Origin of the sequence: Pseudomonas sp. C2B4, assembly GCF_013359695.1 — a bacterium.
Classification (GTDB): Bacteria; Pseudomonadota; Gammaproteobacteria; order Pseudomonadales; family Pseudomonadaceae; genus Aquipseudomonas.
This window is the reverse complement of the sequence record NZ_JABFMU010000037.1, coordinates 1-20,579: the sequence shown is the minus strand read 5'-3', so window position 1 is coordinate 20,579 and position 20,579 is coordinate 1. Positions and strand designations below refer to the sequence as shown.

Below are 20,579 nucleotides of genomic sequence, written 5' to 3'. Positions count from 1 at the left end.
GGCTCAGGGTTTGAAACCCTGAGCCAACAACCAACTCCTGATCATCCTCCCCTGCTCCACCGTCAACCCCGCCAACACCTGCTCCGCCGGTTCACGGCACATCAATCTGCGCACCAACGGCGCCAGCGCCACCCCCTGCACATGCCAGATCCCTAACGGCTGATCCGCCGTGATCACCACTTCGGCCTCATCAACAAACCCGTCGCGCAGCACCGGCGCTCGCTCGATCCGCAACGCCTTGAAATCCGCCTCGGCATGGGCCACCTCCGCATCCGGCCATTGCCGCCGCGCCTGCCAGAACGGTTGATCGAGCCAACGCTGTTCATCGGCGTAAAAATCCCGACCGATCCGGGCGAACCGCAGAAACAACTGCTCCACCCGTTGCTGATGGAAGCGCCGGGCCAGCGCCGCTCGCTCGGGTTTGCGCAGCAAGGTGTTGATCACCGTGGGCGCCTGTAACGCCGAAGACAGGGATTGAAAGATGCCATTGCCCGACAAGGGGTCCACCGCCATCGCCGCATCGCCGACCCGAATCCAGTTTTCGCCGCACACCTGCGGGCTCAGGATCGCCGTGCTGCTGCGGGCGTGCAGTTGCAGGTCAAGCTCGGGCTCGCCGCCGAAAAAGGCCTGGGCCAGCGCCGATGCCTGACGCCGCTGCCGACAGTAATCCAGTAACTGCGCCTTGCCCGGCAACCCGGCGCTGGCCACGTCCACCGTCCATTGCCAGTAACATTGGCCGTCGGCCCGCCGCGCCATCCAGGCCCAGCCATCCGAAAGGCTTTCCACTGCACTGGCGGTATTGCCCGGCGTGCCTTGCCAGCGATTGAGCAGGCTGACGGTCTCCGGCCCGCGCAAGCCCTTGCCGAGGGCCGGCGCCTGACGGCCTCGGGCTTCCACCAGAAAGTCCGCGATCAGTGCTTCACGCCCGTCGATTTCGATGCGATGGCCTGTGGTTGAAGTCTGCACCGACAGCACCCGGCCTTCGATCAGCTCAACCCCTGCCACACGCAAATCCTCGCGCAACCCGCGATCGAAGGTCGGGCGATCCAGGAGGAATTCGATGTTTTGCGCGTGCTGCTGGCCGTTCCAGTTGACCTGCCGCTGAGAAGGCAACGCGGCCTCCGACAGCGCTTGATGCAGCCCGGCGCCACGCAATGCCTCCAGCACTCGCTGGGAAACCCCTTCCAGCGCGGCAAAGCGACGCCACTCGCTGACCAGCGTGACGGCATAACCGAGTCGCCGCAGCCCCAGGGCCACCGCCGCGCCCGCCGGCCCGGCGCCCAGAATCGCAATCGTGGTCATGGCCCGTAGCGCCGTTCAGGGCCACGATAACGGGCGTTTTGCTGCAGAAATTCGATGATTTGCTCGTTGCTCGCTTCGGGCTGTTCCACCAGGAAGGCCGCGATGTGCCCGCTCAACGCCGCGCAGCCGAGACTGGCGCCAGACTGCCCCGGGTAGGTGCCGTGCACGCACGCGGCGAAATCCGCTTGGGCACTATTGAGCCACGACCATTCAAGTTCGGCGCAGCGCGCATCGCCGGTGACGCGCAGCACCTGTGGATAATTCGCCGGAAACACGCCTTCGCCCTGCGCCGGGCTGGACGCGCACAGCAACACGCCCCGCTCTACCGCCGCCGCGCAAGCAGCCCGCAACAGGCTGCGGTCCTGACGCAAGCCGAGACTCAAATTGATCAGGCGCACGTCCTGCGCCACCAGCCAGTCAATCGCCGTGGCGATCTGCAAGGCGCTGGTGACCCCGCGCTGGTCGAACACCTGCCCCACACAAAACACTGCCGACGGCGCCCGCCGGCCGATGGCCTCGATCACTGCACTGCCGTGGCCCAGCGGATCGTCACGCAAGTCGCTTTCAACCAGGCCATCTTCCACCAGCGAAAACCGCCGCCCGGCGATCACCTGCACCCGTTGCGCCGCCGAGTGACCGCTGTCCACCACACCGATGCGCAGCTCAGGTTTTTCATACAGCTCAGGCTTCATGCAGCACCGTTTTCGAGATCAATACGCCGTCGAGCAATTCAAAACGCAGATCGGCATCGGCCAGGGTCGAGGGGCGATGGCTGATCAGGATTCGCGTGCGCCCGGCAAACAGGCGGTCGATGGCCTCGATCACTTCGCGTTCGGTGGCTTCGTCCACCGCCGACGTGGCTTCGTCGAGCACCAGAATCAAGGGATCCTGCAACAGCGCGCGGGCAATGGCGATGCGCTGTTTCTGCCCGCCGGACAACTGCTGGCCGCGCTCGCCCAACGGGCTGTCCAGCCCCTCCGGCAGGGAGGCGATCAGGCTGTCGAGCTGCGCCAGGCGCGCCACTTCGGCAATCGCTTCGCGACTGGCATCCGGCACCGCATAGGCCAGGTTGTCGGCGAGGCTGCCGCGAAACAGCACGATGTCCTGACTGACCACGGCGATCCGCCGGCGCAGCTGGAACAGGTCCAGTTCGCGCACATCCACTTCGCCCAACAGCACCCGCCCTGACTGCGGGTCGTGGTGACGTTGCAGCAGATCGATCAGGGTCGACTTGCCGACGCCGGAGCCACCGCTCAGGGCGACTTTCAAACCATAGGGAATGCGCGCTTCGATGCCGCGCAGGGTGGTCGAGCGACCGGGATGACTGAAATGCACATCGTCGAAACGCAGCTCTCCCGAGCTTGGCATCGGCTTCGGCGCATCCGGTGAAAGAACAGTCGGTTGTTCACCGCGCAATTCCATCACCCGCCCGAGGCTGACGGTCATGCGCTGCATCGCCACATAAAGCCCGAGCAGACTCTGGACCGGCCCTACGGCCATGCCCAGGTAGGTGGAAAACGCGATCAGCGCGCCCAGTTGCCAGGTGCCCTGCACCACCCAGTAACCGCCGATCAGAAAAGCGCAGGCCCGGGACAACGAAGTCAGCGTGCCCGGTACGGCCTGGGTGAAAAACTCGGTGACTTGCAGGCGCAGCAACTGGCTCATGTAGCCCTGGCCCAGGGTTTCCAGGCGGCGCGCTTCGCGCTGTTGCTGGCCGGCGGACTGGATGAATTTCATCACCGGCAGCGTTTCGACCATGAACGACGACATGTCCGCCGAACGTTCGCGCAACTGCCGCACGTCGCGCTCGACCTTGCGCCGCATACAGCGCAGCCAGAGCACGTCGAGGGGGATCAGCACCAGCGCCAGCAGCGACAGTTTCCAGGACAGGGTCAACAGCATCGCCACCGCCACCACCAGGCCGATCACGCTGGACACCGCCGAGAACAGCGAATCCACGGCAAAGCGCTGGATCTCCGCCACATCGCCGTCGAGACGCGACATCAGGTCGCCGATGCGCCGCTGGCCGTAGAAGCTCGGCGACAGGGTCTGCAAGTGCCGATAGAGGTCATCGCGCAGGGCAAACAGCATGCGCCCGGACAGCCGCGTGTGCAGGTAGCGATTGATCCCCGACAGCGCCGTGCCCAGCAGCCCGGCGACGATCATCAGCCCGGCGATCAGCACCAGCATCGGGAAGTTGCGCGCCAGCAGGCCATCGTCGATCAGCAGCTTGGTCAGCCACGGCTGTACCAGCACCAGCGCCGAGGCGCAGACCGACAGTCCCAGCAGCCCGGCAATCGCCAGCCGATGGGGCCGCACAAAGCTGTAGAGCCAGCGCAGCGCCGCTTGCAGGGCTTCGGGGTTCTGGCTGTCGATCAGCCGAACGATCAGGCGCTGCATCACGAACGCAACTGTTTGAGCTTGCGATACAGGGTCGCGCGGCTGATGCCCAGGGCATCGGCGGCGGCCGAGACGTTGCCCTGATGGTTGTCCAGGGACTGACGGATCATTTCCAGTTCGTTTTCACGGATGCTGCCAGCCTGGGGCCGTTCGGTGGCCGTCAACTCGTCGAGCATGCTGTCGGGCAAGTGATCGAGTGTCAGCACGGTTTCACCCGGTTCGCGCATGGCCAGCGCGGTGCGCAGGACCATCTCCAGCTGGCGGATGTTGCCCGGCCAATGGTAGTTGCCGAGCAGGCGGCTCAGATCGTCATGCAGCACCACCGTGGGTGCGTCGAGCCGGGTCAGCAAACGGCCCACCAGTGCGGTGAAATCTTCACGCTCGCGCAGGGCCGGGAGCATCACGCTGATGCCGTTGACCCGATAGAACAGGTCTTCGCGAAAATGTTTTTCTTCCACCAGACGCTTGAGGTCGCGGTGGGTGGCGCAGATCAGCGCGACGTCGATGTCCTGCTCTTCGCCGGCGCCCAACGGTGCCACCTTGCGGTCCTGCAACACCCGCAGCAGCCGCGCCTGTAGCGCCAACGGCATGTCGCCGATTTCATCGAGAAACAGCGTGCCGCCATGGGCCTGCTGCAAGCGCCCGACCATGCCACCCCGGCGCGAGCCGGTGAACGCACCTTCGCGGTAGCCGAACAATTCCGACTCGATCAGGCCTTCGGGAATCGCCGCGCAGTTCACCGCGACAAAGGGCTTGTCGCTGCGACTGCCGGCCATGTGCAGGGCGCGGGCGATGACCTCCTTGCCGGTGCCGGTTTCCCCCAGCAGCAACACCGGCAACTGGTTGGCCAGGCCTTGGCGGGCCATGCGCAGGGCGCGGGCATAACGGGTATTGCTGCCGGCCAGGGACTCGAGGTCCGGTTGTGCCTTGGCGGGTTTCGTCGGGGTGCGCGGCGGGGTTCCGACGTTGAGGGTTCGCTGCGGCGCGCGCAGGGTTTTGTAGAAAAATTCGCCCTTGGCGGTCTGCAAGCTGCCGGCGCCGCCCTGATGCAGACGCGACAGCAATTGCAGGCCATCAACCCCGAGAAACTCCTCGCAACGCCGCCCGACCAGCGCCGAACGCTCGGCATGCAGCAACTGGCAGGCCTGGGCACTGACGGCGAGGATCTGTCCGCCGAGGCTCACCGCCAGCAGGCCCTGCCAGGGGGATTCGAGGTACTGGCGACGGCTGTGGAAGGCGAGGACAATTTCGTCCGGATAGCTGGCGTTGAACACCCGGCTTTCAATCTGGCTGACCGCCATGGCCAGCAGCGCGGTGCTGTCGTGGGCACGGCCCAGCGGGCCTTCGCGGGTCAAGTCGAGTACACCGAGGATGTCGCCTTGCGGGCAATGGATCGGCACCGAGGTGCAGGAAAAATCGCTGAGGCGATCCAGGTAATGTTCGCCGCAATCGATCAAGGTTGGCCGGGCTTCTACCAGCGCGGTGCCGAGGGCATTGGTGCCACGGGCGGCTTCGCTCCAGCAGGCCCCCAGGGTGATGTCTTGCAGGCCGCTGCCCTTGAGGCGGTCGGCGCGTCCTTCGACGGCGAGGATGGTGGCGTCGGAATTGGCGAGGATGATCAACCCTTCCTTGCCCTGGCGTTCGGCCAGGTAATCGATGGCCGGGAGCGCGGCGTCGATCAACAAGCGATTGCTGGCCAGCAGTACGTCGAGACTGGCACTCGATTCCAGCGCCAGCTCATGTTTGGCATTGAAATGCACGCCATGACTGAGGCTGCGTCGCCACGAAGCATCGATTTCCGCCCGCAGGACACCGTCCGGCACTTCGCCTTCCAGGTGCAGCTTTTCCCGGGCCAGCCGGGCTTCGCGGTGCAGTTTGGGGGAATTTGTTTTTATTAGCGTCATCAAGCGCTCCGGGTCGTCCGCCCTGCGCCTTTATATTTCGGCGCCCTGCCGCAATCTTTACGTTAACGTCAGGGCAATGGCAAGTGCCTTACGGCGCTTGTGTTCCAGCAGGTGGACCGCGTTATCGTTCTTCGCGAGCAGGCTCGCTCCCACAGGTTTAGCGCAATTCCCCTGTGGGAGCGAGCCTGCTCGCGAAGGCGTCGTCACAGACACCTAAGAATCAGAGCTGCCACACCTCAGGCCCGACAAAAAACGCCCGCGCATTGTCCTCCAGACTCTCCAGGTGATACCCCCCCTCCTGCACGATCAGGCAGGGCAACCCGAGGCTGCGAATCCGCTCGCCGAGCACGGCAAACCCTTCGCGGGTCACCGCCACTTTGCTCTGCGGATCCAGCTCATAGATATCAAAGCCCAGCGACAGCACCAGCACCTCGGCGCCGAAGTCGGTCACGGCCTGCAACGCGACATCCAGTTGCCCCAGGAAATCCGCCTCACTGGCACCATGGGCCATCGGCAAATTGAGGTTGAATCCCTCGCCGACGCCAACGCCACGCTCATCGGCAAACCCGGCAACCCCCGGATAGAAGTTGGTCGGATCACCGTGCACCGAGACGTAGAGCACGTCATCGCGGTCGTAGAAAATTTCCTGGATACCCTGACCGTGGTGCATGTCGGTGTCGAGCACCGCCACTTTCGCGAATTTACCGCGCAACACCTGCGCCGCCACCGCCGCGTTGTTCACATAGCAGAAGCCCCCCGCCGCTTCGGCCCGAGCGTGGTGCCCCGGCGGTCGGCACAAGGCATAGGCGGCGGGTTCGCCATCGAGCAAGGCTTGGGCGCCAGCGATTGCACTTTGTGCCGACCAGTAGGCCGAGCGCCAAGTCTGCCCGCCCACCGGGCAACTGCCATCGGCCAGATAGCGAGCCGCTTGCGCGAGAATGCCGCGCAGGGCGTTGGGCTCGCGGACGAAGATGTTCGACATCACCTCATCACCCCAGTCTTCGGGGACTTCCTTCCAGCGCTGGTGGGCTTCCTGCAGGAATGCCAGGTACGGCGCGCCGTGTACCGCCAGCAGCGGATCGAGCCCGGCGTCGGCCGGCTGCTCGACTTTGAAACCCAATGCATGGGACGCCTGCACCAGTCGCTGCGCCCGCTCCGGCACTTCCTGCGGCGTGCGCATCTGGCCACGGGAGTAGTAGCTGCGTGGATGGTGGAGCAATTGTTCGGGGTGGAAAAAACTGCGCATGGGGTGAATTCCTGTCAATTAACTTAGATCCAGAAACAGAGCGCTGTCCTCCTGTGGGAGCGAGCCTGCTCGCGAAAGCGGTGTATCAGACAATAAATGCGTCGACTGACACGCCCTCTTCGCGAGCAGGCTCGCTCCCACAGGGGGTTTGTGTTTACTCAGATTTTTCGGCGCGGGCCAGCACGGCGTTGAGCAGCACATCGGTACCCTGGCGCACGTCTTCGGGCAACACGTCTTCCGCTTCGTTATGACTCAAGCCACCGACACACGGAATGAACACCATGGCCGTCGGGCAGTACCGCGCCAGATGGATCGCGTCATGCCCGGCGCCGCTGACGATCGATTGCTGAGCGTAGCCCAGGGCATCCACCGCCTGCTGCACCGCCGCCACGCAATCGGCATCGAACGGCGTGGCCGGGCTGATCCAGTGCGGGGTGATGGTCAGCTGCAATCCGCGACCATCGGCAATCGCCTGCAGTCGTGCGCGCACCTGTTGTTCCATGGCCGCGATGGCTTCATCGCGGTGATGGCGCAGGTCGACGGTGAAATTCACCAACCCCGGAATGGTGTTGCGCGAGGACTTGTTGATGCTCAGTTCACCCACGGTGGTCAGGCCTTCGGGGGCAAAATCGGCGGCCAGGCCTTCGATGGCCTGAATCATCCGCGCCACGCCATACAGGGCGTCCTTGCGCAGCGGCATCGGCGTCGTACCGGCGTGGGCGGCCATGCCTTCGACCCGCACGTCGAGCCAGCGAATCGCCTGGCCGCCGCTGACCACGCCGATGCTCTTGGCGTTGTCTTCAAGGATCGGCCCCTGTTCGATGTGCGCCTCGAAATAGGCATCCACCGCGCCGCCCAGCGGCCGCTCGCCGGCATAACCGGTGCGCTGCAATTCGTCGGCGACGCTGATGCCGTCCACGTCGCGCACCGCGAGCGCCGTGTCCAGGTCCATGATCCCGGTGAACACCGCCGAGCCGAACATTGCCGGGGTGAAGCGCGCGCCCTCTTCGTTGGTCCACACCGCCACTTCCAGCGGCTTGCGGGTCTGGATGCCCAGGTCATTGAGGCAGCGCACCACTTCCAGGCCGGCCAGCACGCCGTACACGCCATCGAACCGCCCGCCTTCGGGCTGGGTGTCGAGGTGGCTGCCCATCATCACCGGCGCGGCATCCGGATCGGTGCCGGCGCGGCGGGCGAACAGGTTGCCGATGGCATCCACGCTCAGGGTCATCCCGGCTTCACGGCACCAGTGGGCAAACAGTTCGCGACCGGCCTTGTCTTCATCGCTCAGGGCCAGCCGGCAGCTGCCGCCACGGGCGGTAGCGCCGATTTCAGCCATCGCCATCAGACTCGCCCAGAGGCGTTCGCCATTAATCTTCAACATGAGTTTCTCCAGGACAATTCAGCTTAAGCGTTCGCCAGTTCCAGGTGTTCAGCGCTGGCATGGCGACGGGCAAGGGACAGGACACAGATCAGAGAAGTCGCGGCGATCAGGCTGTAGAACACCGCCATCGGCCACCATTGCCCGGCGAACTTGTGCGCCAGCATCGTGCCGATCAGCGGCGTCAGGCCACCGGCCAGCGCGCCGCAAACCTGGTACGCCAGGGAGATCGCGGTATAGCGCACCCGGGTTTCGAACATGCCGCTGACGTAACCGGCGATCACCGCATAGAACGACGCCATGCACACCACCGCCAGGGCAATGCCGAGGATGATCAGCGGCGCCTGGGCCGAGCTCACCAGCACAAACATCGGGTACGGCGAGGCCATGGCCAGCAGCGACACCAGGCACAGGAAGCGCGTCGCGCCCATTTTCTCGGCAACCCATGCCGCCACCGGCTGAATGCAGAACTGGATGATCGCGACGAAGAACAGGCACTCGAGGATCAACGAACGCGGCAGCGCCAGTTGCTGGGTGGTGTAGGCGATCATGAAGGTGTTGGTGAAATACACCCCGGCGATGCCCAAGGTGTTGGCGCCGATGCACAGCAACAACGGACGCCACGCGGTTCGCAGCACTTCCATCACCGGTGCCTGCTCCTTGCGTGTGTTTTTGATCGCCTGTTCGCGGCTGGCGAGAAACTCCGGCGATTCATTGACCCCCAGACGAATCGCCAGGCCCACCAGCAGCAACAGCGAACTGGCGAGGAACGGCAAACGCCAGCCCCAACTCATCAGGTCTTCTTCCGGCAAGCGGGTGACCGCGCTGAACGCTAGCAGCGACAGGATCAAACCGGCCGGGCTGCCCAACTGCGCAAACGAAGCGAAGAAATTGCGCCGACCTTTCGGTGCATGCTCGCCGGCCATCAACACCGCCCCGCCCCACTCGCCGCCGACGGCAATGCCCTGGACGATGCGTAACAGAATCAACAGCACCGGGGCGGCGGCGCCGATCTGGGCGTAGGTCGGCAGCAAACCGATGCACACGGTAACGACGCCCATCATCAGCAAGGTGATGATCAACGACTTCTTGCGCCCGATACGGTCACCGATATGGCCGAAGACAATCCCGCCCAACGGCCGCGCAAAGAAGCCCACGGCAAAGGTGCCGAACGCGGCCATGGTGCTGAACAGTTTGTCGTCGGAGGGGAAGAACAGCGCCCCGAACACCAGCGCGGCGGCGGTGGCGTAGATGTAAAAGTCGTACCACTCGATCATGGTGCCGATGAAGGCAGCGGCTGCCGCACGGCGCGGCTGGGACGAAGCTTGAGGCTTCATTTGGGTGGACTCCTTTGGTTATTTTTTTGGCAGGAGAGAAACGGCAAAGGCGAGGCGCTCTGGCGGCGCCGGTCTGGGAATGATTTTTCGTCCGGAGGCTATGATTAGTCAATTTTCTATTTATTATTCGCAGTATTACGCCAACTTATAATCGAGAGCCGCCATGGCCGAACGCGACGTGCAACACCTGCTCAATGACCGCCTGGACTGGAACCTGCTGCGCACCTTCCGGGTGATCGGCCAGGAGCTGAGCATCAGCCGCGCCGCTGCCCGCCTGCACCTGACGCAACCGGCGGTGAGCCAGGCGCTCAAGCGCCTGGAGGAACAACTGGGCCGGCAACTGATCGCCCGGCGCGGGCCACGCTTTGCCCTGACCGAAGTCGGCGAGCAGATCTTCGCCCTGGCCGGGGAAATCTACGGGCAGATGTCCCAGGTCAGCAGCGTGCTGGAACAACCGGCCGACGAAGTGATCGGCAAGGTGCGCCTGCTGATCATCAGCCGGATTTTTTCCGAGCGCTTCGATGACTTCCTCGCGGATTTTCATCGCCAGCATCCGCGGGTGGATCTGGAAGTCGAGGTGATGCGTAGCTCCGATATCGTCAGCGCCCTGCAGGAAAAAACCGCGACCCTGGGCCTGAGCCTCAATCGACGCCCGCAACCGCGCCTGGAACAACGCCTGTTCCTGCGCCAGCGCTATGCGTTTTTCTGCGGCAAACATCACCCGTTGTTCGGCCAACAGGACGTCGCCGAAGGGGATTTGCAAAAGGAGAATTTCGTCAGTTTCACCAGCGACCAGATCGGCGGCATGCTGTCGCCGTTGACCATTTTTCGCGATCAGCAGGGCTTCAGCGGACGCATCGTCGCGTCATCGCCCAGCCTTGAGGAAGTCCGGCGATTGGTGATCGCCGGTTTCGGTATCGGCTGCTTGCCCGAACACGTGGTGGCGGCCGACGTCGACGCCGGATTGCTCTGGCGCCTGCCGCCCCACGAAGGGATTGCCGATGTGGACATTCATTTGCTGTGGAACCGCGAGCAGCGCATGAGCCGTGCCGAGACGATCTTTCTCGAAAGCCTGCAGCAACGGCTGACCGACTAAACGCGCAAGACGTGCGCCACCGGTTCACCGGCGCGCAAGCGTTCAAGCAGGCGGGGTTCCGCATGATCCGAGGCCAACGCCTGCTCGATGACCGACGCTGCGGTTGCCGTGTCGATAAACAACACACCGTTGTCGTCCGCCAACACCCAATCCCCCGCCTGCACCGTCACCCCTGCACAGTGCACAGGCTGATTAATCAGGCTATCGCCGCGTCCGTACTGCTTGGTGGTCAACAGGGTGGTGCCACGGGCGAACACCGGTAGCCCGGTGTCACGCAGTTCCAGAAGATCGGTCACCACACCGTCCACCACAATGCCCACCGCTCCCGCACAACGGGCGGCGCAACTGGTCACCGCGCCGACCGGGGCATGGCGATGGTCGCCGCCGGTGTCGATCACCAGCACATCCCCCGGTCTTATTTGCGCCAGGGCCTGGTTCACCGCAATGGCATCGGCGCCCACCAGTTTCAGGGTCAATGCACGGCCCACCACTTTCACATGGGGCACCATCGCTCGCAGTTGCGCGTCGGCAAATCCCTCTTCAAGAAAATGCCCCAACGTCGGAAAACTCACTGCCTTAAGCAGTTCGATCAGTTGCGACTCATCCATGGTGCGACTCCTTGGCAATCAGTTCGGCAACACAATCGATCTCCAGCGACACGCCCCACAGCGCCACGCACACGGTGGTGCGGGCCGGTGGTGCATGGCCGAGAAACTCGCGATACACCGCGTTGAACGGCTCCAGTTGCGCCGGATCGGTCAGGTAGGCGTTGACCTTTATCACATGGCTGAAACCGGAGCCTGCTTCGATCAGGATCGCCTCCAGGTTGCGCAAGGTTTGCCGCACCTGTTCGGGAAAATCCGCGGGCTGCTCGTCGAGGTTGTTCCGGGCCGGAATCTGCCCGGCGGTGAACACCAGGTGACCGCTGACCACCGCTTGGGAGTAAGGGCCGACCGGGCCGATGTAGCCCGGGGCCGATTGAATTCTGCGCATGGGGTTGAACTCCAGGATTCAGGCCGTAGCCGATTTCAAAGGTTTAACGGGGGCCGCATCGTCTGTCGGGACGGCCCGGGGGATTTCGCTGATGTCTTTCTTGAAGGTCTCGGTCAACAGCAACAGTGCCACCAGGGAAATCAATGCCGCGCCGATCATGTACCAGGCCACCGAGGAGCCTTTGCCGGTCGCCGCGAGCAAGGCCGTGGTGACAATCGGTGTCGCCGCGCTGCCGAGCAGACCGGACAGCATGTAGCTGATTGACAACCCGGAGTAGCGCACCCGGGTGCCAAACAGTTCGGCAAGGAAGGTCGCGATCGGGCCGTAGTTGGCGGCGAACGCGGTCATCAGCAACAGGTAACCGAACACCACCATCGGCAGCTCTTTGGTGTCCATCAACCAGAACATCGGGAACGCCACCAGCGCTTCGGCAATGATGCCGCCGACAATGATCGGCTTGCGCCCGAAGCGGTCCGAGAGCGCGCCGAACACCGGCAACATGACGATGCACCAGGCGCAGGACAGCAGCACCACACCCAGCATCACGCTGCGGCTGAAGCCGAGATTCTGCGTGCCGTAGGTCAGGCCGAAGGCGACGATGATGTTGAACGAGGCACCGGTGGACATGGTGGCAATGCCGCCCAGCACCACTTGCTTCCAGTACTTGCGGAACACTTCGGCCAGCGGCATTTTCACTTGCACTTCGGCTTCCTTGACCTTGTTGAAGGCCGGGGTTTCCGAGATGTTCAGCCGGATGTACAAACCGACGGCGATCAGCAGCACGCTGGCCAGGAACGGAATCCGCCAGCCCCAGGCCAACAGGTCTTCAGGGGACATCCAGGCGGCGATCACCAGGAAGGCCAGATTGGCGATCAGGGTCCCGGCCGGCACGCCGATCTGCACCCAGGAACCGTACAGGCCACGCTTGTTGGCTGGCGCATGTTCCACCGCCATCAACACCGCCCCGCCCCACTCGCCGCCCAGTGCCAGGCCCTGCACCACGCGCAATAGCAACAACAGGATCGGCGCCCAGATACCGATAGTGGCGAAGTCGGGCAACAGGCCGATGGCGAAGGTCGCCGCGCCCATGGTCAGCAGCGAGATCAACAGCATCGACTTGCGCCCCAGCCGATCACCGAAATGCCCGAACAATGCCGCGCCGACAATCCGCGCCAGATACGCCGAAGCGAAGGTGCCAAAGGCCAGCAAGGTACCGATCAGCGGCACGAAATCCGGGAAGAACACCTTGTTGAACACCAGCGCCGAGGCCGTGGCGAACACGAACAAGTCGTACCACTCCACGGTGGTACCGATGACGCTGGCCACCGCGACTTTTTTCATGCTGATTGCAACTTCCGGTGGTGCGCCGGACTTTTCTGCGGACGATAGATCGCTCATCACTGTCTCCAGGAATTTATTTAATTGTTTTGAACTGGCAGTAAATCGTTGAGGCGAAGTTTGTTGTTATGGCTGATTCGTACAGGTGGTGCTGTTCATGTAGGAGCGAGCCTGCTCGCGATGGTCGTTAACGATTACGCGTGTTTACCGGTTAAACGCAGCGCTCTTGAGTCCATCGCGAGCAGGCTCGCTCCTACAGGGGTTTTGTGTGTTGATTCAATATCCCAATAAGCGGTCGGCGCAGTTCAATAACGGCTCGCCGGCATTCAGGCGGCGGAAGTTTTCCGCCACTTGTTCGGCAATACAGTCATGGGACGCCGCCGAAGCCATGTGCGGGGTGATGGTCACGCCGGGCATCGTCCAGAGTCGGTGGTCGACCGGCAGCGGTTCCTGCTCGAAGACATCCAGCAAGGCACCGCGCAGTTGCCCTCGTTCGAGTGCCTGTTCCAGGTCACCGATATTCAGATGCCCTCCGCGCCCGCAATTGACCAGTGCCGCGCCGTTGGCCAGTTGGTCGAAAGTGTCTCGCCCGAGAATGCCGCGGGTTTCGCTGGTCAGCGGCAGCAGGTTGATGAGCAACTCGATGCCGTCGAGAAACGCGTGCAGTTGTTCCGCGCCCGCGAAGGTCCTCACGCCACGTAAATCCTTGCCGCGCCGAGCCCAGCCACGCACGTCGTAACCCGCAGCGGCCAGATCTAGCGCAATCGCGCTGCCCAGCGAACCGAGCCCCATCACACCCACCTTGAATTGCCCTGCCGCCCGTTGCAGCGGCCGTTCCCAGTGCCGCTCCCGTTGTTGCGACAACACCTGATCGAAGCCACGGTGGTAGTGGATCACCGCCCAGCGCACGTACTCGGTCATGCCCTGGCGATGGCCCGGGTCGACCACCCGGCAGATCGGCAAGTCCGGGCATGACGGATCGTGGTCGAGATGATCGATACCGGCGGCCACCGAGTGAACGACCTGCAGGTTGGGCAATGCCGCCAGGCTGCCGGGCAACGGAAACCAGCACGCCGCCATTTGTGCATTGACCGCCCGCGGATCATCGGCCAGCACCGTGGTGAGTTGCGGTGCGCTGCGGGCAAACGCGACTTGCAGTTGTTTGAGCAGCAAGGTGTCGCGGGACAGCAAAACCACGGTATTGATGACTGCGCTCATGACAAATAGGACTCACGCTGGGATTCGATCAGGGTCAGAGCGGCCTCCCAGGCCAGGTCGATGATGTTGTCCTGCTCATCACGATCAAACTGTTCGGCCGTGTGCGCGCAGACTTCCGGCGACGGGTAATGCAAGGTCGAACCACCGGCCAGCGCCTGTACCTGGGCCTGGCAGGCACGCTCCAGAAAGTGGATTTCCTGAAACGCCTGGGCCACGCTCGAGCCCCCCACCAGCAAGCCGTGATTGCGCAGGATCATCGCCCGATGCGGCCCCAGGTCGGCGATCAGACGCTCACGCTCATCCAGCGACAACGCAATGCCTTCATAGGTGTGATAGGCCAGCTTGCCGTAGAACTTCAGCGCGTGCTGAGTGATCGGCAGCAAGCCTTGTTTCTGCGCCGCGACCGCCATGCCGGCCGCCGTGTGGGTGTGGATAACGCAGTTGAGGTCCGGACGCGCCATGTGGATCGCCGAGTGAATGACGAAGCCCGCCGCGTTGACCCGATGACCTTCGTACGCCGGATCCACCACGCGCCCTTCCTGGTCGATGCGCACCAGGTCCGAGGCGCGCATGCGGTCGAAGATCACGCCGTAGCGGTTGATCAGAAAATGGTGCTCGGGACCGGGTATGCGCAGGGTGATGTGGGTGTCGATCAGGTCGGTCATGCGAAAGTGCGCGACCAGTCGATACAGTGCCGCCAACTCGCAGCGGGCTTGCCATTCAATCGGGTCCATGTGTGCAGGTTTACTCACGAATACACCTCTTTAGCAGCGTGGGAGACGACCGGGTTGGCGCGCAGGCGGGCCAGGCCGCAAACACCGATCAGGGACAGGGCCGAAAGCAAGGTGAAGAACACCGCCAGCGGCAACCATTGTCCGGAAAACTTGCTCGCCAGCAGGGTGCCGATCAGCGGCGTGGTACCACCCGCCACGGCGCACGCCAGTTGGTAAGCGATGGAAATGCCCGAGTAGCGCAGATGCACCGGGAAGGCCTGGGTCATGTAGCCGGCGATCACCGCGTACAGCGCCGAGAGGATCACCACGGCCAAGGCGATGCCGAGAGTCATCAACAGAATGTTTTGCGTGCCCACCAGCAGGAACATCGGGTACGGCGTGACCATGCACAGCAGCGCGACCCGTTTGAGGAAACGATCTTCGCCGATGCGTTCGGCCAGCAGCGCCGAGACCGGTTGCGAGAGCAGCTGGATGACGGTCACCAGGAACAGGCAATCAAGAATCGTCGAGCGCGCGATGCCCTGATACTGGGTCACGTAAGTGATCATGAAAGTGTTGGTGAAAAAGAAGCCGGCCGAGCCAATGGTCACGGCCGCCGCGGCGAACAGGATCTGCCGCCAGCAGGTGCGGATGACGTCCATGACCGGGTATTTGGCGGTTTCGTTGTTGTCCTGGGCCTTGGCGAACTCCGGCGATTCATGAACCCCGGAACGGATCAACAGCCCAACCATCATCAAGACGCCGCTGAAGAGGAACGGCAGACGCCAGCCCCAGGCGAGGAATTCATCCGGCTCAAGGGACGTCACCAGGCGGAAAGCGATCAATGCCAACAACAAACCGGCGGGGCTGCCGAGTTGGGCGAACGACGCGTAGAACGTCTTGCGCTTGGCGGGCGCGTGTTCGCTAGCCATCAGCACCGCACCGCCCCACTCGCCTCCGACGGAAATACCCTGGATCAACCGCAGCACGATCAAGCCGATCGGGGCCCAGATGCCGACACTGGCGTAGCTGGGCAACATGCCAATGCCCGCCGTCGCGATCCCCATCAGGGCCATGGTCACCAGCAGCATCTTCTTGCGTCCGAGACGATCCCCCAGATGCCCGAAGACCATCCCGGCCATCGGACGCGCAATGAACCCGACGGCGAAACTGCCGAAGGCCGCCAGGGTGCTCATCACCGGATCGCTGCTGGGGAAAAACACTTGCCCAAGCACCAACGCCGCTGCGGTGGCGTAGATGTAGAAATCGTAGAACTCGATGGTCGTGCCAATGAAGGCGGCGGCCGCGGCTCGGCGCGGTTGGGGGGTAGTGTGCATGCAAGGACCCTGTGTACTTATAGTTTTGGGCAGGTGTTAAGGCGGGTGACGGTTGCGCTCTGTGGCGCTTGTGGGCTTTATCGCTTCCGTGCCAGGATTAGTCAATTTTCAAATCCTTATCTTTACTATTAGCTCTGCTACTACATGGGTTTTTTATGTCCTCCACTTCCAACCCTTGGGTGGGCCGGCGCTTTCTGAACGATCGCCTCGACTGGAACCTGCTGCGCACCTATCTGGTCATCGGCCAGGAAGGCAGCATGAGCCGCGCCGCCGCACGCCTGCACATCACGCAGTCGGCGGTCAGCCAGGCATTGAAGCGTCTTGAGGAACAACTGGAATGCGTGTTGATTGCCCGCAGTGGGCGACGCTTTGATCTGACAGAAACCGGGGAAGAAGTCCTGCGTATTGCGGCGGACATCTACGGGGATATTTCGCGTTTGGGCACGGTGGTGGAGAGTCGCCACGATGACGTGGTGGGCAAGATCCGCATCCTCACCGTCAGCGGCGTGCAGGCACGGCATTACGATGATTTTCTCGCCGACTTCCATGAAACCCACCCGAAGATCGAGCTGGAAGTCGAAGTGATGGGCAGCTCGAACATCATCAGTTCGCTGCTGCAAAAGACCGCGACCATTGGTGTCGGCCTGTGCCGCTTACCCCAGCCGCGACTGGAGCAACGGGTGTTGTTCCGAGAGACCTATGCCTACTTCTGCGGCCAGCGCCATCGCTTGTTCGGACAGGAAAATCTGACGCTAGAACAACTGGCCGCTGAAAATTTTGTCAGCTTCAGCAGCGATCAGTTGGGCGGCAATCTGTCTCCCCTGACGCTGTTCCGGGATCAGCAAGGCTTCACCGGCAAGATCGTCGCCTCCTCCACCAGTTTCGAAGAAATTTACCGCTTGATCTGCGCAGGTTACGGGATTGGCGCCCTACCGACGCACCTCGTGCGCCGGGATGTCGAGCAAGGTCTGCTCTGGCGCTTGCCGCCGGAAGACGGGGTGGTGGATTTCGATATCCATCTGTTATGGAATCGCGAACAGAAAATGAGCCAGGCCGAAACGGTGTTCCTGGAGAGCTTCCAGCACATGCTCAGCATCCGTGAGCCTGTGCTGTGAAGCCTCGACGGATCAGACGTGGGGATCGCCCGGTACCTTGCTCGGCGCTGCGTATTGCGGCTTCAAGTGGCCGTCCTGATCGAGTAGCCAGGCGTCCATGATCTGCCGTACCACGGGGCCGGCGACGCGGCCACCGGCCTCGCCGTTTTCGATCATCACCGAAATCACAATCTTCGGATGTTCAGCCGGAGCAAAACCGACGAACAGGGCATTGTCGCGGTTACGCTCGCGGGTCTTCTCGCGGTTGTAACGCTCGCCCTGCTTGATCGCCACCACCTGCGCGGTGCCGCTCTTGCCGGCAATGCGATACTGCGCGCCCGCCGCTGCCGCCCGGGCAATCCCGCGGGCATCGTGCATCACCATCTGCATGCCATGGTTGACCTGCTCCCAGTCCCGAGGATCCTTGAGCAGAATGTTCGGCATCGGATGCTCGTCCACCGGCGCGACACCGTCCACGGTCTGGGCCAGATGCGGGCGGTTCCACACGCCCTTGTTGGCAATCAGTGCGGTGGCCTGGGCCAGTTGTAGCGGCGTCACCTGCATGTAGCCCTGGCCGATGCCGAGGATGACGGTCTCGCCCGGGAACCACGCCTGACGGCGTGTGGCGCGCTTCCAGGCCTGGGATGGCATCAGACCCGGCGACTCTTCGTACATGTCCAGGGACACCTTCTCACCCAGGCCAAACATTGCCATGTAGTCGTGCAGGCGATCGATACCCAATTTGTGCGCCAGGTCGTAGAAGTAGGTGTCGTTGGAACGCATGATCGCCGCGTCCATATCCACCCAACCATCGCCGCTATGGTTCCAGTTGCGGTACTTGTGATCGAAGTCCGGGAGCTGGTAATACCCCGGATCGAACACCCGGGTCTGCGGCGTGACGACACCAGCATCGAGCCCGGCAATCGCCACTTCCGGCTTGATGGTCGAACCTGGCGCATAGAGCCCGCGCAGCACACGGTTGAACAGCGGTCGGTCGATCGAATCGTGCAGCGCCGCGTACTCCTTGAAACTGATACCGGTGACAAAGAGGTTCGGGTCGAAGCTCGGCTTGCTGACCATAGCCAGCACTTCACCGGTCGACGGATCGAGCGCAACCACCGAGCCACGACGATCCCCCAAGGCCTGCTCGGCGGCTTCCTGAAGTTTGACGTCGAGGCTGAGGACGATGTTTTTGCCGGGAACCGGGTCAGTGTGCTTGAGCACTCTCAACACACGGCCCTGAGCATTGGTTTCGACTTCCTCGTAACCGACATGGCCATGCAGTTCCGACTCGTAGAACTTCTCGATACCGGTTTTGCCGATGGATTGGGTGCCTCGATACTCGACCGAATCCAGGGTCTTGGACTCTTTCTCGTTGATACGCCCGACGTAGCCGATCGAATGAGCGAAGTGCTCGCCCAACGGATAATGGCGCACGAACTGCGGCTCGACATCGATGCCCGGCAAACGGAATTCGTTGACCGCGAGCACCGCGATCTGTTCTTCCGTCAGCTCATAGAACAGCGTCACCGGCACGAATGGATGCCGTGCCTGTTTCATGGCCTTGTCGAACAACGTGCGATCTTCGGCGGGCAGGTGCAGCAGGTTGACCACCTCGTCCAGTTCCTCTTTGACATCGGTGGCGCGTTCGCGAGTGATGGTCAGGTTGTAACTGGGCCGGTTATCCGCCAGGACAACGCCATTGCGGTCATAGATCAGGCCACGGGTTGGCGTGATCGGCAGGACATGGACGCGGTTGTTTTCGGAGATGGTCGAGTGATAGTCGAATTCGACCACCTGGAGAATATACAGGCGCACCACCAGCGCGCAGGTAATGGCGAAGACCAGCAAGGCGCAGGCTATCAGTCGCTTGTTGACCAGGCGCGTATCTTTTTCGTGGTCCTTGATCGGTATCGGTTCGGGCATTTCTTTGGCAACTCTTTGAAAAGACGGTGCTGATCCGTGGACCGCAAATCAGTCCTAAAAAACGAGCTGCACCCTATCAAAAACCGACCGGTCAATTGAGTGCAACTTCCTCCAACGGCGGTCATGGAGGGTGAAGAGTTTTTCATCTTGGCGGCGGACTCGTGCGTTTCACTCAAGATTGATATTCCGATTCGTGCATTTTTCTTGCTGATCCCGATGTTGATACTGGGTGCATGTCATTGGGTTTGAATTTTTCTGGAGTCTTTACATGCATCCACGATTTCAACGATTACTGGGTTCGAACGGGTTTTCCATCGGACTTGAACTGCCGCTGGATAATGATTGGTCCAGCGACGGTCAGCGGCGGCGGGTTGCCGAAAGCCGGCCCTTTGGTGTGCCTGATCTGAAGCAGCACGCGGCCATGGCCCGCCTGGCCGATCAGTCCGGATTCCGCGCGCTGTGGGTTCGCGACGTACCGGTTTACGACCCTCACTTCGGCGATGCCGCCCAGGTGTTCGAAACCTTTTCCTACTTGGGTTACCTGGCGGGCATTACCGACAACATCATGTTGGGTACGGCGGCGGTTGTACTGCCACTGCGTCAGCCCTGGCTGACCCTCAAGTCCGCCAACAGCATTGATGAACTGAGTGATGGACGCCTGCTACTGGGCGTGGCCAGCGGTGATCGCCCGATGGAGTACCCATTGTTTGGCGTGGATTACGAGCAGCGCGGCGAAATCTTCCGCGGTACCGTTGAATTGCTGCGCAGCCAGGGTGAGGGTCGTTTACCTGAAGGTGCACATCTGCTTCCTGAACGCGAGCAGTCAGCACCGTTACTGGTGGCGGGTCTTGGCCAGCAATCTCCGGCATGGATTGGCCAGCACATGGACGGCTGGCTCGCCTACCCCGGTACGCCGGACGAACATCGTCGTCGAGTGGGATTGTGGCGTGAGGTTGGCGGCAACAAACCCTACATCAGCTTTGTTCATCTGGATCTGGCGGCCAATCCCCATGCTCCGATGCGCCGCGTCCGCTTCGGTGGCAGCTGTGGACGGTTGGCGCTGATTGACGAGCTCCAGGCACTGCGTGAGGCAGGTGTGCAGCATGTTGGCCTGCACCTGCGTCGCAGCGAACGCCCGGTTGCGGAAGTCATTGAGGAGATTGCAGAGCACGTGCTGCCGAAGTTTCATTGATGATTCTGGAGCGAGGGATAGCCCGCCGGCTGTCCCTTTTTCGTCGAGCCACTTTCCTGCGGGCAAAACAAAACCCCAACTGCTTTCGCAATTGGGGTTTCG

General features: G+C 62.4%; 17 protein-coding genes. 3 read left to right on the top strand and 14 right to left on the bottom strand.

Annotated features, from left to right (window positions below; genetic code table 11):
- Positions 1-3: 3 nt before the first annotated feature.
- The 7 genes from HNQ83_RS21080 to HNQ83_RS21050 all read right to left on the bottom strand — a co-directional run bounded on the left by HNQ83_RS21080 (position 4) and on the right by HNQ83_RS21050 (position 9,570).
- The gene (locus tag HNQ83_RS21080) at positions 4-1,302 is read right to left on the bottom strand and encodes an NAD(P)/FAD-dependent oxidoreductase (protein WP_175390719.1); all 1,299 of its coding nucleotides are present in this window, start codon (positions 1,300-1,302) and stop codon (positions 4-6) included.
- On the bottom strand, positions 1,299-1,994 hold the full coding sequence (locus tag HNQ83_RS21075; protein ID WP_175390718.1) for a peptidase S8 and S53 subtilisin kexin sedolisin: 696 nt from the start codon (positions 1,992-1,994) through the stop codon (positions 1,299-1,301). The genes HNQ83_RS21080 and HNQ83_RS21075 overlap by 4 nt, the downstream gene beginning before the upstream one ends.
- Positions 1,984-3,702, bottom strand: coding sequence for an ABC transporter ATP-binding protein (locus HNQ83_RS21070; RefSeq protein WP_175390717.1), 1,719 nt, complete (start codon positions 3,700-3,702; stop codon positions 1,984-1,986). The genes HNQ83_RS21075 and HNQ83_RS21070 overlap by 11 nt, the downstream gene beginning before the upstream one ends.
- The gene (locus HNQ83_RS21065; RefSeq protein ID WP_175390716.1) at positions 3,702-5,606 is read right to left on the bottom strand and encodes a sigma-54-dependent Fis family transcriptional regulator; all 1,905 of its coding nucleotides are present in this window, start codon (positions 5,604-5,606) and stop codon (positions 3,702-3,704) included. The genes HNQ83_RS21070 and HNQ83_RS21065 overlap by 1 nt, the downstream gene beginning before the upstream one ends.
- A 220-nt stretch (positions 5,607-5,826) precedes the next feature.
- Positions 5,827-6,852, bottom strand: coding sequence for a histone deacetylase family protein (locus HNQ83_RS21060; RefSeq protein WP_175390715.1), 1,026 nt, complete (start codon positions 6,850-6,852; stop codon positions 5,827-5,829).
- Between the two features lie 154 nt (positions 6,853-7,006).
- A complete protein-coding gene (locus tag HNQ83_RS21055; protein ID WP_175390714.1) occupies positions 7,007-8,236 on the bottom strand; it encodes a Zn-dependent hydrolase in 1,230 nt (409 codons plus the stop codon).
- Between the two features lie 23 nt (positions 8,237-8,259).
- Positions 8,260-9,570, bottom strand: coding sequence for an MFS transporter (locus tag HNQ83_RS21050; RefSeq protein WP_175390713.1), 1,311 nt, complete (start codon positions 9,568-9,570; stop codon positions 8,260-8,262).
- A gap of 163 nt (positions 9,571-9,733) precedes the next feature.
- On the opposite strand from HNQ83_RS21050, the gene HNQ83_RS21045 reads away from it, so the two are divergent.
- Complete coding sequence (locus tag HNQ83_RS21045; protein WP_175390712.1) at positions 9,734-10,666, top strand: LysR family transcriptional regulator; 933 nt, start codon at positions 9,734-9,736, stop codon at positions 10,664-10,666.
- On the opposite strand, the gene HNQ83_RS21040 is transcribed toward HNQ83_RS21045, so the two are convergent.
- The 6 genes from HNQ83_RS21040 to HNQ83_RS21015 all read right to left on the bottom strand — a co-directional run bounded on the left by HNQ83_RS21040 (position 10,663) and on the right by HNQ83_RS21015 (position 16,265).
- Entirely contained in the window at positions 10,663-11,274 is a 612-nt protein-coding gene (locus HNQ83_RS21040) for an RraA family protein (protein ID WP_175390711.1), read from the bottom strand. The two genes, HNQ83_RS21045 and HNQ83_RS21040, sit on opposite strands and share 4 nt — an antisense overlap.
- Positions 11,267-11,659, bottom strand: a complete 393-nt coding sequence (locus tag HNQ83_RS21035; RefSeq protein ID WP_175390710.1) for a RidA family protein — start codon at positions 11,657-11,659, stop codon at positions 11,267-11,269. The genes HNQ83_RS21040 and HNQ83_RS21035 overlap by 8 nt, the downstream gene beginning before the upstream one ends.
- Before the next feature lie 18 nt (positions 11,660-11,677).
- The gene (locus HNQ83_RS21030) at positions 11,678-13,057 is read right to left on the bottom strand and encodes an MFS transporter (RefSeq protein WP_175390709.1); all 1,380 of its coding nucleotides are present in this window, start codon (positions 13,055-13,057) and stop codon (positions 11,678-11,680) included.
- A gap of 216 nt (positions 13,058-13,273) precedes the next feature.
- Positions 13,274-14,215 carry a glyoxylate/hydroxypyruvate reductase A gene (locus HNQ83_RS21025; RefSeq protein WP_175390708.1) on the bottom strand — a complete coding sequence of 314 codons (942 nt, stop codon included), beginning with the start codon at positions 14,213-14,215 and terminating at the stop codon, positions 13,274-13,276.
- Positions 14,212-14,967, bottom strand: coding sequence for a class II aldolase/adducin family protein (locus HNQ83_RS21020; protein ID WP_175390707.1), 756 nt, complete (start codon positions 14,965-14,967; stop codon positions 14,212-14,214). Before HNQ83_RS21020 ends, HNQ83_RS21025 begins: the two co-directional genes overlap by 4 nt.
- Positions 14,964-16,265: an MFS transporter gene (locus HNQ83_RS21015; protein WP_175390706.1), complete on the bottom strand. Its 1,302-nt coding sequence runs from the start codon at positions 16,263-16,265 to the stop codon at positions 14,964-14,966. The genes HNQ83_RS21020 and HNQ83_RS21015 overlap by 4 nt, the downstream gene beginning before the upstream one ends.
- 155 nt (positions 16,266-16,420) lie before the next feature.
- On the opposite strand from HNQ83_RS21015, the gene HNQ83_RS21010 reads away from it, so the two are divergent.
- Positions 16,421-17,380, top strand: coding sequence for a LysR family transcriptional regulator (locus HNQ83_RS21010; RefSeq protein WP_175390705.1), 960 nt, complete (start codon positions 16,421-16,423; stop codon positions 17,378-17,380).
- 12 nt (positions 17,381-17,392) lie between these two features.
- Here the strand turns inward: HNQ83_RS21010 and mrdA are convergent, their stop codons facing one another.
- Positions 17,393-19,285: a penicillin-binding protein 2 gene (gene mrdA / locus HNQ83_RS21005; RefSeq protein ID WP_175390704.1), complete on the bottom strand. Its 1,893-nt coding sequence runs from the start codon at positions 19,283-19,285 to the stop codon at positions 17,393-17,395.
- A 268-nt stretch (positions 19,286-19,553) separates the two neighbouring features.
- Between mrdA and HNQ83_RS21000 the strand changes: the two genes are divergently transcribed.
- The gene (locus HNQ83_RS21000; RefSeq protein WP_175390703.1) at positions 19,554-20,477 is read left to right on the top strand and encodes a TIGR03571 family LLM class oxidoreductase; all 924 of its coding nucleotides are present in this window, start codon (positions 19,554-19,556) and stop codon (positions 20,475-20,477) included.
- Positions 20,478-20,579: the final 102 nt, after the last annotated feature.

What these genes read in the sequence shown, in the direction of transcription:
- HNQ83_RS21080 (WP_175390719.1), bottom strand. Translation starts at nt 1,302, where the DNA reads ATGACCACGATTGCGATTCTGGGCGCCGGGCCGGCGGGCGCGGCGGTG.
- HNQ83_RS21075 (WP_175390718.1), bottom strand. Translation starts at nt 1,994, where the DNA reads ATGAAGCCTGAGCTGTATGAAAAACCTGAGCTGCGCATCGGTGTGGTG.
- HNQ83_RS21070 (WP_175390717.1), bottom strand. Translation starts at nt 3,702, where the DNA reads ATGCAGCGCCTGATCGTTCGGCTGATCGACAGCCAGAACCCCGAAGCC.
- HNQ83_RS21065 (WP_175390716.1), bottom strand. Translation starts at nt 5,606, where the DNA reads ATGACGCTAATAAAAACAAATTCCCCCAAACTGCACCGCGAAGCCCGG.
- HNQ83_RS21060 (WP_175390715.1), bottom strand. Translation starts at nt 6,852, where the DNA reads ATGCGCAGTTTTTTCCACCCCGAACAATTGCTCCACCATCCACGCAGC.
- HNQ83_RS21055 (WP_175390714.1), bottom strand. Translation starts at nt 8,236, where the DNA reads ATGTTGAAGATTAATGGCGAACGCCTCTGGGCGAGTCTGATGGCGATG.
- HNQ83_RS21050 (WP_175390713.1), bottom strand. Translation starts at nt 9,570, where the DNA reads ATGAAGCCTCAAGCTTCGTCCCAGCCGCGCCGTGCGGCAGCCGCTGCC.
- HNQ83_RS21045 (WP_175390712.1), top strand. Translation starts at nt 9,734, where the DNA reads ATGGCCGAACGCGACGTGCAACACCTGCTCAATGACCGCCTGGACTGG.
- HNQ83_RS21040 (WP_175390711.1), bottom strand. Translation starts at nt 11,274, where the DNA reads ATGGATGAGTCGCAACTGATCGAACTGCTTAAGGCAGTGAGTTTTCCG.
- HNQ83_RS21035 (WP_175390710.1), bottom strand. Translation starts at nt 11,659, where the DNA reads ATGCGCAGAATTCAATCGGCCCCGGGCTACATCGGCCCGGTCGGCCCT.
- HNQ83_RS21030 (WP_175390709.1), bottom strand. Translation starts at nt 13,057, where the DNA reads ATGAGCGATCTATCGTCCGCAGAAAAGTCCGGCGCACCACCGGAAGTT.
- HNQ83_RS21025 (WP_175390708.1), bottom strand. Translation starts at nt 14,215, where the DNA reads ATGAGCGCAGTCATCAATACCGTGGTTTTGCTGTCCCGCGACACCTTG.
- HNQ83_RS21015 (WP_175390706.1), bottom strand. Translation starts at nt 16,265, where the DNA reads ATGCACACTACCCCCCAACCGCGCCGAGCCGCGGCCGCCGCCTTCATT.
- HNQ83_RS21010 (WP_175390705.1), top strand. Translation starts at nt 16,421, where the DNA reads ATGTCCTCCACTTCCAACCCTTGGGTGGGCCGGCGCTTTCTGAACGAT.
- mrdA (WP_175390704.1), bottom strand. Translation starts at nt 19,285, where the DNA reads ATGCCCGAACCGATACCGATCAAGGACCACGAAAAAGATACGCGCCTG.
- HNQ83_RS21000 (WP_175390703.1), top strand. Translation starts at nt 19,554, where the DNA reads ATGCATCCACGATTTCAACGATTACTGGGTTCGAACGGGTTTTCCATC.